The following is a 14,797-nucleotide window of genomic DNA, read 5'->3' as shown; positions in this document are numbered from 1 at the left end:
CATAGATTGACTATTTTTGAGTATGCAGGAAGTGATCCTTGTAAATGAGCTGGATGAAGTTGTTGGCTCCATGGAAAAAATGGAAGCACATGAAAAAGCATTGTTGCACCGTGCCTTCAGTGTATTCCTGTTTGATCATAAGGGAAACATGTTACTGCAACAGAGAGCTGCTTCAAAATATCACAGCCCTTCTTTATGGACCAATGCATGCTGCAGTCACCCCATGCCGGGCGAAGGAACAAAGCAGGCAGCTTTAAGACGTTTGCAGGAAGAACTTGGTTTTACTGCAACTATTAAAAAGGCATTTCATTTTACATACAAAGCTGAGTTTGATAATGGATTAACAGAACATGAATTTGATCATGTATTTGTTGGTGAGTGTGAAGGTGAAATGGAATTGAATAAAGAAGAAGTAAGTGATACCTGTTATAAATCAATGGCAGAAATAAAACATGAAATAGAAAACAACTCTCATCTTTATACCGAATGGTTTAAAATAGCATTCCCCCTGCTGGAAGAATGGCTGCAACATCAAAATGAAAAACATGCGGAAGCGTAATGCAGCTGTTATTGGCAGCGGTGTTGCCGGGCTCGCCAGTGCAATCCGTTTGGCTGTGCAGGGTTTTGAAGTAAATGTGTTTGAACGCAATGCTCATGCCGGTGGTAAATTATCATCTTTTGAAAAAGATGGTTTTTGTTTTGATGCCGGGCCATCGTTATTTACACAGCCACAAAATTTGCATGAACTGTTTGAGCTTTCCGGTGAACAACTGGAAGATTATTTTCAATACGAGCAGGTAGATCTTTCCTGCAAATATTTTTACGAAAATGGAAAGCTGGTAAACGCATGGGCGGATGAACAAAAGTTAGCTGATGAATTAAGCGCTCAATTGGGCGAACATCCTGCTGCTGTTAAAACCTATCTGCAAAAAAGCAAACGTCTGTATAACGATATCGGCAGCATTTTCCTGAATCATTCTCTGCATAAACGGGCAACCTGGTTGCAGAAGCCGGTATTAAAAGCATTGAAAACGGTTCGCTTATCACACTTAACCGGAACATTGCACCGGTTCAATCAATCAAAATTTCAATCACCTGAAGCGGTGCAGTTATTCGACCGCTATGCAACTTACAACGGAAGCAACCCATATAAAACGCCGGGTATGATGAGTTTAATTCCACCCCTGGAATTGAATGAAGGAACTTTTTATCCAAAGGGAGGAATGATCAGTATCACCAATGCATTGCTGGCATTGGCAAAAAAGAAAGGGGTTCGGTTTCACTTCAACTCACCTGTTCAACGGATCATTCATCATCAGAGTGAAATTAAAGGCGTGGTTGTAAATGATGAAAATTTTCAAGCCGATGTGGTGATGAGCAATGCAGATGTATATTTTACGTATTGTCATTTATTGAATGATACGTATCAAACAAAAAAAGTACTGAAGCAGGAACGCAGTTGCAGTGGTGTAATTTTTTACTGGGGAATGAACAGGGAGTTTAGTAATCTGCATCTGCATAATATTTTCTTCAGCCAGAATTATGCGGCTGAGTTCAACAGTATTTTCAATCTCAAAAAATTATTCAGTGATCCTACGGTGTATGTAAATATCACTTCCAAAATGGAAGCGGGGCAGGCACCCGAGGGGAAAGAAAATTGGTTTGTACTCATCAATGCACCATCTAACGTCGGACAAAACTGGGAGCAGCTCCGCATGCAGTTAAAAGAAAAAGTAATTGAAAAATTAAACAGAGTGTTAGGTGTTGATGTGGCTGCCGCAATCGAAACAGAAGAATATCTTGATCCCATCCGCATTGAAGATCAGACAGGTTCATACATGGGTTCATTGTACGGCACCAGCAGTAATCGAAAGATGGCGGCTTTTCTTCGTCATCCTAACTTTACATCTAAAATAAAAGGCCTGTATTTCTGCGGAGGCAGTGTGCATCCCGGTGGAGGTATTCCCCTTTGTTTTAAGAGCGCTAAAATTGCAACTGATCTGATTAAAAAAGATTTTTCAAAATCCGCTCATCATTGATACCCGCTTCCTCATTCAGCCCGCAGAAAAAAGCTACTGCCATTGCAGTTTTGTTTCATGTAATTGGGCTTACGGGTATTTTGTTTTTTGACCGGCAGTTGTTTGTTTCACTAACACCGTTTAATCTTTTATTGTCGGCAGGCTTGCTTATTTATACGCAGGCAGAAAAAAATAAAGCATTCTTTTTATTTGTACTGGTTTGTGTTGTGGTTGGATTTACTGTTGAATATATTGGAGTGAATCATCAGCTATTGTTTGGTGAATATGAATACCTCAATGCTATGGGTGAACAGTGGCAGCGTGTTCCACTTGTAATAGGTGTTAACTGGTTCATTATGATGTACTGCTGTGGAGTAAGCATTCAACTATTGCTAAACCGGATGTGGAATAAATTGAAAGGTACCGATCAGCCCGCAAGAAAAAATGTGGGATTTATTGCCGTGATTCTGGATGCTGCATTACTGGCCACTTTTTTTGACTGGGTGATGGAGCCGGTCGCAGTAAAACTCGGTTGGTGGAAATGGCTGGGCGATGGTTCCATTCCATTACTCAATTATATAAGCTGGTTTGGCATCAGTGCCTTGTTGCTCCTTTTGTTCCGGTTATTATCCTTCGATAAACAGAACCAATTCGCTGTAAATTTGTTATTGATTCAGTTCATGTTTTTTTTAATTCTACGCACCGTATTATGAGTTTGCTTCTTTATATCTTACTGGCCTTCGTTGTTTTTTTTCTGATGGAAGGAGTTACCTGGCTCACACATAAATTCGTGATGCATGGGTTTCTCTGGTACCTGCATGAAGATCATCATCAGCCGAAAGGTCATGTATTTGAAAAGAACGATGCCTTCTTTCTCATCTTCGCTATACCCAGCTGGTTATGCATTATGCTTGGTTTAATGAACCAGGTTTACTGGGTGGTGAGTATTGGGGCTGGTATTGCCATGTATGGCCTTGCTTATTTTATTGTACATGAAATTATCATTCATCAACGTTTTAAATTATTCAGCCGCTGGAACAGCACCTATGTACGTACCATCCGCTGGGCACATAAAATGCATCACAAACACCTGAACAAAGAAGATGGTGAGAGTTTCGGGATGCTGTATGTTCATAAAAAATATTGGGAAAAAGTGAAGAAGGAGAAGCAACTCAATCCCCATATCAAATAACAACTCATTGAATCAGCACTATACTTATTTTCTTATTCATGCTGCTGCACTTGCCGGGCCTTTGCTGCTGAGCTTTGATAAAAAAGTTGCGTTTTATAAAAAGTGGAAGTATTTATTTCCGGCCATGATTCTTCCTGCTTTGGTTTTTTTACTGTGGGACGAATGGTTTACAAGAAGCGGAGTATGGAGTTTTAATGAACAGTATATTACGGGAATTAAGATTGGGTAATTGCCAATAGAAGAAGTGTTGTTTTTTGTTACCGTTCCCTACTGCTGTGTATTTGTATACCAATGTATCCGCTGTTATTTTCCAAAGCTGAAAAATAAAATTGCCGGTACCTGGTTGTTGCTGCTGATTGAATTGATCTTGTTGATTTTCGGATTGATGAACCTTGAAAGAGACTATACTTCCTATACGTTTCTGTTCACCGCTGTATTTATTGCCTGTATTTTTTTATTCAGGAAATGGTTCAATGGATTTGATGCCATCTCATTTCTTACAGCTTATCTTATTTGTCTGGTTCCGTTTTTTGCCGTGAATGGATTTTTAACAGCGTTGCCAGTAGTGTTGTATAATGATGCTGAAAACCTGGGCATCCGCATGTTTTCATTTCTTCCCTGGCCCATGCACAACATTCCATTTGAAGATACTTTCTATGGCATGCTGCTGATCATGATGAATATTTCTTTGTTTGAAAAGCTGCGGAACAGATCAGTAAAGAATCAGAATTAACCTCTTTCTCTTGTGCCGGGGCATCCCACTTTTTTACTTTTCTTAAATGAGGCAATACCTGAAGTACGTTCATACCAACCTACAAACGGCCTCCATGTAAAAGTGAGTTCCACAAAATAATAGGCGTCTTTATTTTTTGAATTACCTCGTGGTGATCCAACTGCAGGATAGGGGCCGCCTCTTCTGTAAGCCATGGCCACGGATTCGGGACCACGGTTTGCCAGCAGCAAAGCCGGGTGAGCGTAAGTTTTACTTACATCATCAATATAATCGGTAAATGTTTTACGGTAACCAAGTTCAATTCCTACACGCATATCTTCATTTAAAGCATACTCAGCACCAATGCCAAGAGGAATGGCAAACTGTGTTGACTTATATTTTTTTCTTCCGGGTGCAAATCCCTGTCCTTCTGTACTCAGTGGCTGCAGAAATACCCTGTTGCCTAAAGGATCAATTGCTGTTGGTTTAATACGGAACAATGCACCTCCTGCAAATACATAGGGAGTCCACCATTTATCATTCAGGCTGAAAATATTGTATTGAGCACCCAGTTCCCATTCAAACAGTTTTGTTTCGAAATTAAAATTGCGGCTTTTAAAAGATGCGTTCTTATTTTTTTGATCATCAGCTCTTAACTTACTGAAGCTTGCATGTGTGCGGGCAATCAGGTGTTCAGACAAATCATAACGGATGCCGAAGGCACCCACGAATTTTGACTGTTTGAAGGTGAATGATTTTTGCTGCAGATCGCCCTGGTAGTTCGCTAATCCCAAACGGAAAGATGCATGCCAGTTCTGAGCGAACAATGATACAGGGAAAAGAAGAGCAAGGAAGAGTGCTTTTTTCATAATACAATTCATTTGGATATTGAAGATAATTTCAACAGCAAATTTAAAGCAAAACGTAAAAAAAGTGCTGAAAGTATTGCGGCAAGCGATTTTAAGGAGAAACATAGTCAGCAAGAGAAACATTTCTATCTGCCGGTTAAGAAATCTCTCCACCAGTAACCGCTGTCTTTGATTGTACGCAGCTGTGTTTTAAAATCAACATGAATTAAGCCAAACCTGGCGTTATAACCTTCACTCCATTCAAAATTATCCATCAGGGTCCATGCAAAGTATCCTTTAATATTTGTGCCTTCCTGTTTTGCTTTTAGCATGGCAGCGAGGTATTGTTGAAAGTATTGTATTCGTTCAATGTCATGTACTGTTCCATTTTGTAAGCTGTCTTTGAAACAGGCGCCATTCTCACTCACAATAATTTCTTTTACACTTCCGTAAAGCCAGTAACGTTTCAGCATGCGGTAAAAACTATCGGCATTAATTTCCCAACCCATTGCAGTATGCGGTACTTTACGTGTTGATGCTTTTACTTCACTTGCCTGTACATATGGGATCAATGAATTGTGTTTTACTGTGAGAGAAAAATAATTTTGAACACCAATGAAATCAAAATTAAACTGCATTCTGTCGGTGTACTTCCATGCTTTACTGTGCAGGTGGAGTTTGTCCATTAATGGAAAATCATCATGCGGATAATTTCTTCCCAGCGTTGGTTCAATAAATAAACGGTTCAGCAGTATATCCATTCTGTTAGCTGCATCAATATCTTCTTTCTTTTGTGAATGGGGCATTACTTCGCTGCATGAAAAGGTTGTGCCGATGTATGCATTTGCGACAAGCTTGCGGATAATTCTTCCGCCTTCTGCCTGTGCCAGCGCTGCGTTATGAATGGCAGGAAAGAAATTATCCAATCCTGTTTTTCCGGGGGCATGTTTGCCCAGCATATAACCCAGCGATGTAAAGCCCATCGGTTCATTTAAAATAATCCAGTTCTTTATTTTATCTCCAAACTCCTCTGCACAAAAAGTAGTGTAACGTGTAAACCATTTCAGCATGTGAACACTTGTCCAGCCTCCTTCTTTTTGCAGTGCATGCGGTAAATCCCAATGATACAATGTAACAAAAGGTGTAAGCCCCAACAGTAAACATTCATCAATTACTTTATGATAAAAAGCTACTCCTTCTTTGTTTACCCTGCCGGTGCCATCAGGAAAAATTCGACTCCAGGAAAATGAAAAACGGAACACCGTAAACCCCAATGCTTTTACAAGCAGCAGATCATCTTTATAGCGGTGATAGAAATCGCAGGCTTCATATGGTTTTGCGCTGCCTTTAATTTTTCCCTGCCGTTTAGCAAATACATCCCAGATGGAAGGACCTCTTCCATCTGTATTGTACCCTCCTTCATTTTGTGCAGCTGCCATGGCTACACCCCACAAAAAATTCTTATCAAATGATGACGCAATTATTTTTTGCAAGAAAAATATTTTTTGCGAAGTTGATTATTTGAAATGTTAAGCCGGCATTAAGCTATTGTTATTTTTCAGGCTGGTATATTTTGCGTCAGCTTCGGTTTCTTCACTAATGGCAATAAAAAAACGTTCTGCATTTGCAGAACGTTTTTTTATTGAGGGATAACGGTAATTAATTAAAGATATAACGGAAGCCCATTTGTATCTGCCATCTTGAACCCTGTCCTGTACTGTTTTGAAAAGTAGAGGTTAACGGTATTTGATTGGCAGCATCTAAATAAGGGAAACTGTAAACCGGTTTACCCGCATTAACACCGGTGGTTTCAACACGTTTAAAGTTCAGTAAACCCGTTCTGTTGGTTGTTCTGAAAATACCCCAGTTTTTATTCAGCAAATTGCTGAAGTTGAAAATATCCATTGTAAAACGGAGCGTATTTCTTTTGCCGCCAACATTTACAAACAGATCCTGGGTAAAGTTCAGGTCTAACCTTTTATAGAAAGGTAATAACAAACCATTTCTTTCTGCGTATTGTCCTTTTCTTTTGCTGAGATAAGGATCCTGATTAATGAATGCATTCAGCTGATTCCAGATGATTGCAGTTGTGCGTGTATCAGCTGCATTCACTGTTTCCAGTACAATATCTGTTACATCTTTTGGAATATAAATCAGATCATTGGTGGTTTGTCCGTCATTATTTACATCACCCACATATGTATAACTTGCTGTTCCGCCATTTGCCGCTTCCATTGTAAAACCAACAGATGTAGCAAAGTATTTTGCATATTCCTTACGGTAAAAAGCAGAAGCAACTACACGGTGAGGCTGGTTAAAGTTTGAATAAGAAACTGCATCACTGTTTACATCTCCCGATACAAAACGATCTCTCCAGATTGACTGGGCAATTGAACCGCCATCATTTACAGATTTACTTTTTCCATAACTGTAAGCAATCATTGTATACAGATTGTTTACGTTACGCTGTAATTGTAATGTTAGATTATAAGAATAACCTTTTGATGTATTCTTCATCAAGATGGCATCACTGATGTTAGGATTAGTTGCAGTGGTGCCACCGGCTCCACTGTAAATTTTCGCTGAGCTGTAGCGGATGCGTTTATCAGAACCAATCAGAGCTGTTCCTGTTGATGGAAGATTGATATTCTGATGATAAACTCCATTGATATCTTTTGAGAAAATTCCTTCTAAAGTAGCTACGATATCAAATGGTAATTTTTGGTCAACTGCCAGGTTTGCCCTGAACAATTGAGGAAATTTAAAGCCTTTGTCAGATACTGCCAGGTTATAACTTGTATTAGCCGTAGCGTTAACAGGTCTGTTAGCATTTACATTTGGATTAAACGCCAGTCTTGGGTCTCCTGCTGTTGAAACAACAAAAGAACCGAAATCAACTCCATTATTACTTGCCTGGTTACTGATCCATACAAAAGGAGGAGCTCCTGCAAAAATTCCTGCACCACCACGTATTTGTGTTTCTTTATTTCCGGTTACATCCCAGTTAAAACCAAGTCTTGGCGACCACAGGATTGAAGTTTTTGGAGGATTACCTGTTTGAATACGGGCACCATCACGGAAAACAAGTGCGTCTGCATTGGTGTTTGCAATAAAATTCTTTTTATAAATCGGAATGTCTGCACGGATACCGTAAGTAAGTGTGAATTTTTCAGTTACAGCAAATTTATCCTGTGCAAAAAAACCTAATTGAGTAACAGCAATGTCTGCAAAAGGAAACTCGCCACCCTTGCGTGCAGAATAACGGAGCTCGTATGCTGTTGCGTTTGCTAAACCTGTATTAGCACTTGCATAAAAATCGGCCAGGCTTGCAAAACGATAACGTCCGTAATAACTTGGAGCAAATCCATTACGGAATTTGTTGTATGTATTTTGAGTGCCGAATGTAAGTGTATGCTTACCCTTATACATCGTTACAATATCATTAAACTGCCATGTATCAGTGTTTAATTGATTAAACGCAGTAAATGGTTCGAAACCAAATGAGGTAAATGTACTTCCTGAGCCATTTTCTATATCAACCATCGGGAAAACACCACCCGGGCTGCTTCTGAAATCTCTTAACTGATTATAACCAACCTGCAGTTTGTTTGATAATTTATTGCTGAAGCGGGTATTTAATTCAGCTATAACAATATTGAAATTATTGTTGATGATATAAGAGGACGAAAAGAAAGGCATACCAGTACTGCTGGCAGTACGGCCACCTGTTGGTGCACCACTGCTGCTGGGAACCACGTTACGGTAACTCTTCAGGTAATAATAGTTTACGTTTAAAGTGTTTTTCTGGTTGATGTTTAAATCAATGCGTGCTGTAATTTTATCACTGTAAGTATCGTAAGTATATTTTTCAAAAGGTCCCGGATCATAACTGTATTTCTGTTTCAGAAATGCAGCCAGGGCTTCGAGATCTTCTGCTTTTGCCTGTGAAATACCTGCTCCGGTTGAGCCGCTTCTGCTGGCAACAAAGCCATTAGTTGCAGGGGCGCTTTCCCGTTGCTGCTCACCGCTTACAAAAAAGAATAATTTGTTTTTAATAATTGCCCCGCCAATTGAAATACCCCTGTTGTTAAAATCAAACTGCTGTTTAGCAATATTTGCCGGGCCTACTTTCCAGCCAGTTGTGCCGGGTGTTTTTGTATAATAATAGGCAGTTCCTTTAATTTCATTTGTTCCGCTTTTTGTAACTGAGTTGATGCCCGCACCACTGAAGCTTCCAAGTGTTACATCATAAGGAGCAATATTTACCTGGATCTGTTCCAGTGCATCAATGGAAATCGGTTGCGAGTTTGTTTGTCCTCCCAGCGTTCCGGATAAACCAAAGGTGTTATTAAAACTTGCACCGTTTACAGTAAGATTATTATAAGAACTGCTTCTGCCTGCAAAACTGCTGCCGTTGGCAGTAGGTGTAAGACGGGTGAAATCCTGAATGCTTCTGTTAATGGTTGGAAGTCTGTCTAACTGTGCACGGTTGATTACTTCAGCTGAACCTGTTCGGCTTTTGCTGAATACTTTATCGCTTCTTTTTCCTGAAACAACAACTTCGGTCAACTGCTTATCATTTGCTGTTAACTGAATGTCGGCTTTGAAAGCTGTTCCCAAAGTAAGTATGATATCCTGCTGCAGATCATCTTTGTAGCCCACAAAACTGGCTCTCAATATGTAAGGCCCACCTACACGCAGGTTAGCCAGATTAAAGCGGCCGTCTTTTCGTGAAGTTGTTGTGTACACTGTACCGGTTGGGGTATGCGTTGCCGTTACTGTTGCTCCCTGCAGGAGACCGCCACTGTTGTCTGTAATTGTTCCCTGAATTTCAGAGGTTGTTTCCTGTGCAAAACTGTGCAGGGTGGAAAACACAGTTAACAAGACTGTCGTAATTAATAGAAATTTTTTTCTCATAATATTCATTTAAGGCTGCAAAGAAACAAGCAGGGAGTAAGACTTCCAGCAATTTTGTGTTAACAAATAATTAACATGCGGAAACAACGCTTATTTTCCCTATATGATTGAAGTAAAAGAATTATTTACAGCATGAGGTATGAAACAATTTCATAATACTCCGGTAACCTTAGGATAACCCTGTGTTAAACTATTGGTAATACAGAACAGACAGTTTTGCTCTTCAATAATCAAAACACTGTTTTATGTTTTCATCATCACATCCAAAGAAATTTATGCTGTGCCTGTTTCTTCTGGTAAGTCTGCCGTTTATGCTGGCAGCACAGAACTTAACAGGTAAAGTTGTATCAAAAGCAGATCAGCAACCAATACCAGCTGTGTCTGTTCAAATTAAAGGAACTAAAAAGGGAACAGCAACCGATGTAAACGGGCAGTTCAGTATTAATGCGAAAACCGGCGACATCTTATTAGTAAGTACGGCAGGGTTTATAGAAAAAGAATTTTCAGTTACAGGAAATGCTACAGTTGTAATTGAACTGGAAGTAAATCCGAAATACTTAAATGATGTTGCTGTTACAGCATTGGGTATAAAAAAAGATAAAAAGATTATCGGGTACTCTACACAGGAAGTGAAAGGTGCAGACCTGGTGAAAGCAAGAGAACCAAATGCGATTAATTCCTTAGTAGGTAAAGTTGCAGGTTTAACTGTTGGTGCGTCTGCTGAATTATTAGAAACCCACAGGTTTTGCTTCGTGGTGGTACTATTAATTTGTATGTGGTGGATGGCATTCCCATTAATTCAGATACATGGAATATCAGTCCCGATGATATTGAAAGTTATACAATCCTGAAAGGGCCTGTTGCTTCTGCATTATATGGATACCGTGGACAAAACGGAGCCATTATCATTACAACCAAAAAAGGCACAAAGGATAAGCGTGGCTTCTCAGTTGAATTTAACAGCAGTACTATGGTGAACAAAGGGTTTATTGCTTTGCCAAAGACGCAGGATTTATATGGGCCCGGTGATCATGGTCAATACAAATTTGTTGATGGGAAGGGTGCCGGTGTTAATGATAATGATTATGACATCTGGGGACCTAGATTCGACGGGCAGCTGATTGAACAGTACGACAGCCCGATTGATGCAAATGGTAACCGTACTAAAACACCATGGGTTGCCAGGGGGAAAGATAATTTAAAGCGTTTTATACAGGCTGGTATTTTATCAAGTAATAATCTGGCTGTTTCTGCAAGCGGAGAAAAATATGATCTGCGTTTTTCAGTCGGGCAAACTTACCAGAGAGGGTTAGTGCCGAATACAAATTTGAATACAACCAATTTTAACCTGGCATCTACATTGAAGTTCAGCCCTAAATTAACATTAGATGCCAATATTAATTTCAATAAACAATACACAGATAATATACCTGATGTGAACTATGGCCCTAACAGTGTAATTTATAATATCACTATATGGGGCGGTGCCGACTGGAATATTGATGACATGCATAACTACTGGCAGCCGGGTAAAGAAGGTGTACAGAGTATTTACGCAGAATACCAGCGTTATCACAATCCTTATTTTATGAGTTATGAATGGTTGCGTGGTCATCATAAAAATGATATTTACGGTTACACTACGCTGAACTATAAAATCAATAATTATGTTGAGATCATGGGTCGTACGTCTATTTCAACATACGACTTAACAAGAACAGAAAAAATGCCATTCTCTGCTCACCCTTACGGACGTGAAGGTGGATTGGGAGATTACCGTGAAGACAAACGTTCTTTATTTGAAAGTAATACAGAAGCAATGGTTCGTTTCAAATCACCGAAGATTGCAAACTTTCTCGGCATCAATGGTTTTGCAGGTGCTAATTTGAGAGTGTTCAGTTATACCTCAAGCTTTGTAACAACAGATTATCTGAACGTGCCGAATGTATATGCATTTTCAAACAGCCGTAATCCTGTAAGAGCTTACAGCTTTGCATCAGATATGCGTGTACCCAGTGCATTTTATTCAGTTGATTTTTCTTTAGGAAGTTTCTGAATATTAATACAACCGGAAGAGTAGATAAACTCTCTGCATTAAAAACAAAAAACAATACATTCTTTTATCCTTCTGTGAATGCAAGTACAGTTGTTACAGATTATATAGACTTACCTGCTGCCATTTCATTTTTGAAACTGAGAGGATCTTATGCCCAGGTTAGAGGAGGAGGTTCTTTTGTATCTAACACAATTGGTGCAACACCGGGTAACAGTTATCCAATCGGGTATGGTGCACAGTATTCTTCCACTTACGGAGGCCCTTCTTATACTTATAATGACGTGTACAGTACAGGTGTTGGATATAATAATACAACAGAGGCCCGTTTTACCAGTAACCTTGTTGATGAAAACGTAAAACCAGATAACAGAGCCAGTACAGAAGTTGGTTTAGATATGAAGTTCCTGAAAAACAGATTCGGACTTGATGTTGCCTATTTCAGTTATACAGACGGACCGCAAATTTTTAATAAGCAAATTTCTGCAGCGTCCGGTTATTCTAACTATACCATCAATGCTACTAAAACAAAGAAATCAGGACTTGAAATTTCGGTAAGTGGTACTCCGGTAAAATTGTCCAATGGATTCAGCTGGGATGTACTTTTAAACTGGGCGACATTCAAAGAAGTGTATAAAGAATTACCTCCGGGAGTTGAGGCTCTTTACACTTTTTATAAAGTGGGCAGTCGTGTGGATGAAGTGTATATCAGGAAATTTGCCCGCACACCTGATGGCCAGATTATTAATGATGGTGGCGGACGTCCGATTATTTTACCTGTTGCACAGTTTGCCGGTTATTCCAATCCGAAATTTGTATGGGGCTTTAATAACAAATTCAATTACAAAAATGTATCACTTAGCTTTCAAATTGATGGACGTGTTGGCGGCGTAATGGAAGATTATGTTCGTAAGAAAACATTCCAGGGTGGCCGTCATATTGAAACAACAGAAGGTGCATTAGGTGCATCCAGAAATGATGATGGAAAAGGAATCAAATCTTATTTAGGTGAGGGTGTTCAGGTGTCGAATGGTGCTGCCATCAATTATGACCCTGTAACCGGTGTTATTACCAACTATTCAGCCCTGCAGTTTACAGCAAACGCAACAAAGACTTATGTACAGGATTACATCAGCCGTGTGCACAGTATTCCTGAACCAAATATGATGAGCAAGAGTTATTTGAAGTTGAGGGAAATTGTGTTGTCGTACAGTCTTTCACCAAAAACGCTGGGTAAATCATTTGTGAAAGGTGCGAGTGTGTCTTTTGTTGCCCGTAACGTGTTATACTTCATGAAGGATAACAAATTTAAAGATGTGGATATTGATCAGTTTGCCGGCAGCCAATCGGGCAGCGATCTGCAAACGCCTACTACCAGAAGCTATGGTGTTAACTTAAATATTATTTTTTAAGTCATTAAAAAACAAACAATGAAAAAGATACTTTCAATATTATCTGTCAGTGCAATACTTTGTACTGCCTCATGTAAAAAAGATTTTGATACATTACAAAACGATCCTAACAGGGCAACAAGTGTACAGGCAAGTCTGGTCTTAAACAGTGTGTTGTCGGATATTTATCAGAGTCCGTTCAGCCCAACTCAAAGATGGAATCAATTCTATGCCTGCAACTATGCCTATTATGGGGATCAGCAATATACCTGGTCAGGTGTTTCTTACGGAACTTACAATACGCTTAAGAATGTAATTAAGATGGAAGAAGAGGCGGCTAAAAATGTTGCTCTGCCAAATCCATACAGCGCATTGGGTAAGTTCTTCAGAGCCTATCTGTTTTATAACCTCACTATGCAAACAGGTGATATTCCTGTATCAGAAGCATTAAAGTCTCTGGCTAATGTTTCACCAAAATACGATTCACAAAAAGAAGTGTTTAAACAGATCCTGGTTTGGCTGGAAGAAGCTAATACAGATATGACTGCTGTTATCACAAAAGGCGGTTATGTTTTAGCAAATGATTTTTACTATAATAACGATTTGAGTAAATGGCGCAAAGCTGTTAACAGTTTTAAACTCCGTGTACTCATTCAATTGAGCAAACACGAAACAGACGCAGATTTAAATATTAAACAAAAGTTTGCTGAAACATTTACCAACCCTTCAAAGTACCCGGTGTTTACAGGCATGAGCGATAATATGGAGTATGTTCACAATGCTCAGTATAACAAATATCCTACCAACCCTGAAAGCTTTGGCTTTGATGCTGCACGTTATAATATGACCTCAACTTTACTGAATACATTGGTTGGATTAAATGACCCACGTACTTTTTATGTAGCTGAACCTGCACAGGCATTAGTAACAGCGGGTGCTGCTCCTAATAGTTTTGCGGCTTTTGCAGGAGCAGGCAGTGGAGAAGATCTTGCCACAATGAGTGCAAATGCTGGACAGGGTAAATATTCTTTTATTAACCGTAAAAGATATTACAGCACATTTACTGCACAGACTACTATCCAGATTGGGTATCCTGAATTATGCTTCAATATTGCAGAAGCTGTTAACCGTGGCTGGATAACAGGTATAGCAGAAGATTGGTACAGTAAGGGAATAAAGGCAAACATTGGGTTTTATGGCATTGTAAATGGCGCTAACAATGTTATTTTTCAAAAGCCAGGAGGAACCTTAAGTGATTATAATACTTACAGCATCAATTACGATTGGACCACTTACTATGCACAGTCAACAGTAGAATATGCCGGTAATAATGCTGCAGGTTTAAACCAGATCATAACACAAAAGTATTTAGCTTTTTATCAGAATAGTGGATGGGAAGCTTATTACAACTGGCGACGTACAGGGATTCCTGCTTTTCATACTGGACCCGGTACAGGTAACAGTAACAGAATTGCATTACGCTTTCAGTACCCAACTTCAGAAAAGTCAATCAATGTTAGCAATGTAAACAGTGCCATTCAAACACAGTTTGCAGGCCAGGATGATATTAATGCCAAAATGTGGATCGTTAAATAATTTTTTTTCATAGCAGTTTTCTCAAGCATATATTGCGGGGCTATTCTTAGCTCCGCTCTTTATTTATTAA

8 protein-coding genes and 2 pseudogenes are annotated in these 14,797 nt (G+C 39.4%); 7 read left to right on the top strand and 3 right to left on the bottom strand.

The genetic code is table 11. The features are described 5' to 3' along the window. Window positions 1-22 precede the first annotated feature (22 nt). The 5 genes and pseudogenes from idi (at window position 23) to IPK31_05230 (ending at window position 3,943) form a co-directional block, all read left to right on the top strand. Window positions 23-559 carry an isopentenyl-diphosphate Delta-isomerase gene (gene idi, locus IPK31_05250; protein MBK8087388.1) on the top strand — a complete coding sequence of 179 codons (537 nt, stop codon included), beginning with the start codon at window positions 23-25 and terminating at the stop codon, window positions 557-559. Next, window positions 546-2,039, top strand: a complete 1,494-nt coding sequence (crtI, locus tag IPK31_05245) for a phytoene desaturase (GenBank protein MBK8087387.1) — start codon at window positions 546-548, stop codon at window positions 2,037-2,039. The genes idi and crtI overlap by 14 nt, the downstream gene beginning before the upstream one ends. Continuing rightward, window positions 2,036-2,731, top strand: coding sequence for a carotenoid biosynthesis protein (locus IPK31_05240; GenBank protein ID MBK8087386.1), 696 nt, complete (start codon window positions 2,036-2,038; stop codon window positions 2,729-2,731). Before crtI ends, IPK31_05240 begins: the two co-directional genes overlap by 4 nt. Then, window positions 2,728-3,210 carry a sterol desaturase family protein gene (locus IPK31_05235; GenBank protein MBK8087385.1) on the top strand — a complete coding sequence of 161 codons (483 nt, stop codon included), beginning with the start codon at window positions 2,728-2,730 and terminating at the stop codon, window positions 3,208-3,210. The genes IPK31_05240 and IPK31_05235 overlap by 4 nt, the downstream gene beginning before the upstream one ends. Window positions 3,211-3,244: 34 nt before the next feature. Next, window positions 3,245-3,943: pseudogene (locus IPK31_05230) on the top strand (lycopene cyclase domain-containing protein). Here the strand turns inward: IPK31_05230 and IPK31_05225 are convergent. The 3 genes from IPK31_05225 to IPK31_05215 form a co-directional block, all read right to left on the bottom strand. Next, window positions 3,940-4,791, bottom strand: a complete 852-nt coding sequence (locus IPK31_05225; GenBank protein MBK8087384.1) for an outer membrane beta-barrel protein — start codon at window positions 4,789-4,791, stop codon at window positions 3,940-3,942. The pseudogene IPK31_05230 and the gene IPK31_05225 sit on opposite strands and share 4 nt — an antisense overlap. Window positions 4,792-4,916: 125 nt before the next feature. Beyond that, complete coding sequence (locus IPK31_05220) at window positions 4,917-6,209, bottom strand: beta-glucosidase (protein MBK8087383.1); 1,293 nt, start codon at window positions 6,207-6,209, stop codon at window positions 4,917-4,919. Window positions 6,210-6,429: 220 nt separating this feature from the next. Further along, window positions 6,430-9,687, bottom strand: coding sequence for a TonB-dependent receptor (locus IPK31_05215; GenBank protein ID MBK8087382.1), 3,258 nt, complete (start codon window positions 9,685-9,687; stop codon window positions 6,430-6,432). A gap of 275 nt (window positions 9,688-9,962) precedes the next feature. Between IPK31_05215 and IPK31_05210 the strand changes: the two are divergent. Continuing rightward, window positions 9,963-13,152 (top strand): annotated as a pseudogene (locus IPK31_05210) (SusC/RagA family TonB-linked outer membrane protein). 18 nt (window positions 13,153-13,170) lie between these two features. Beyond that, window positions 13,171-14,727: a SusD/RagB family nutrient-binding outer membrane lipoprotein gene (locus IPK31_05205; protein ID MBK8087381.1), complete on the top strand. Its 1,557-nt coding sequence runs from the start codon at window positions 13,171-13,173 to the stop codon at window positions 14,725-14,727. The last annotated feature ends 70 nt before the right edge of the window (window positions 14,728-14,797 follow it).

This window comes from Chitinophagaceae bacterium (assembly GCA_016713085.1).
Lineage (GTDB): Bacteria > Bacteroidota > Bacteroidia > Chitinophagales > Chitinophagaceae > Lacibacter.
This window is presented reverse-complemented; position numbering and strand designations above follow the sequence as displayed.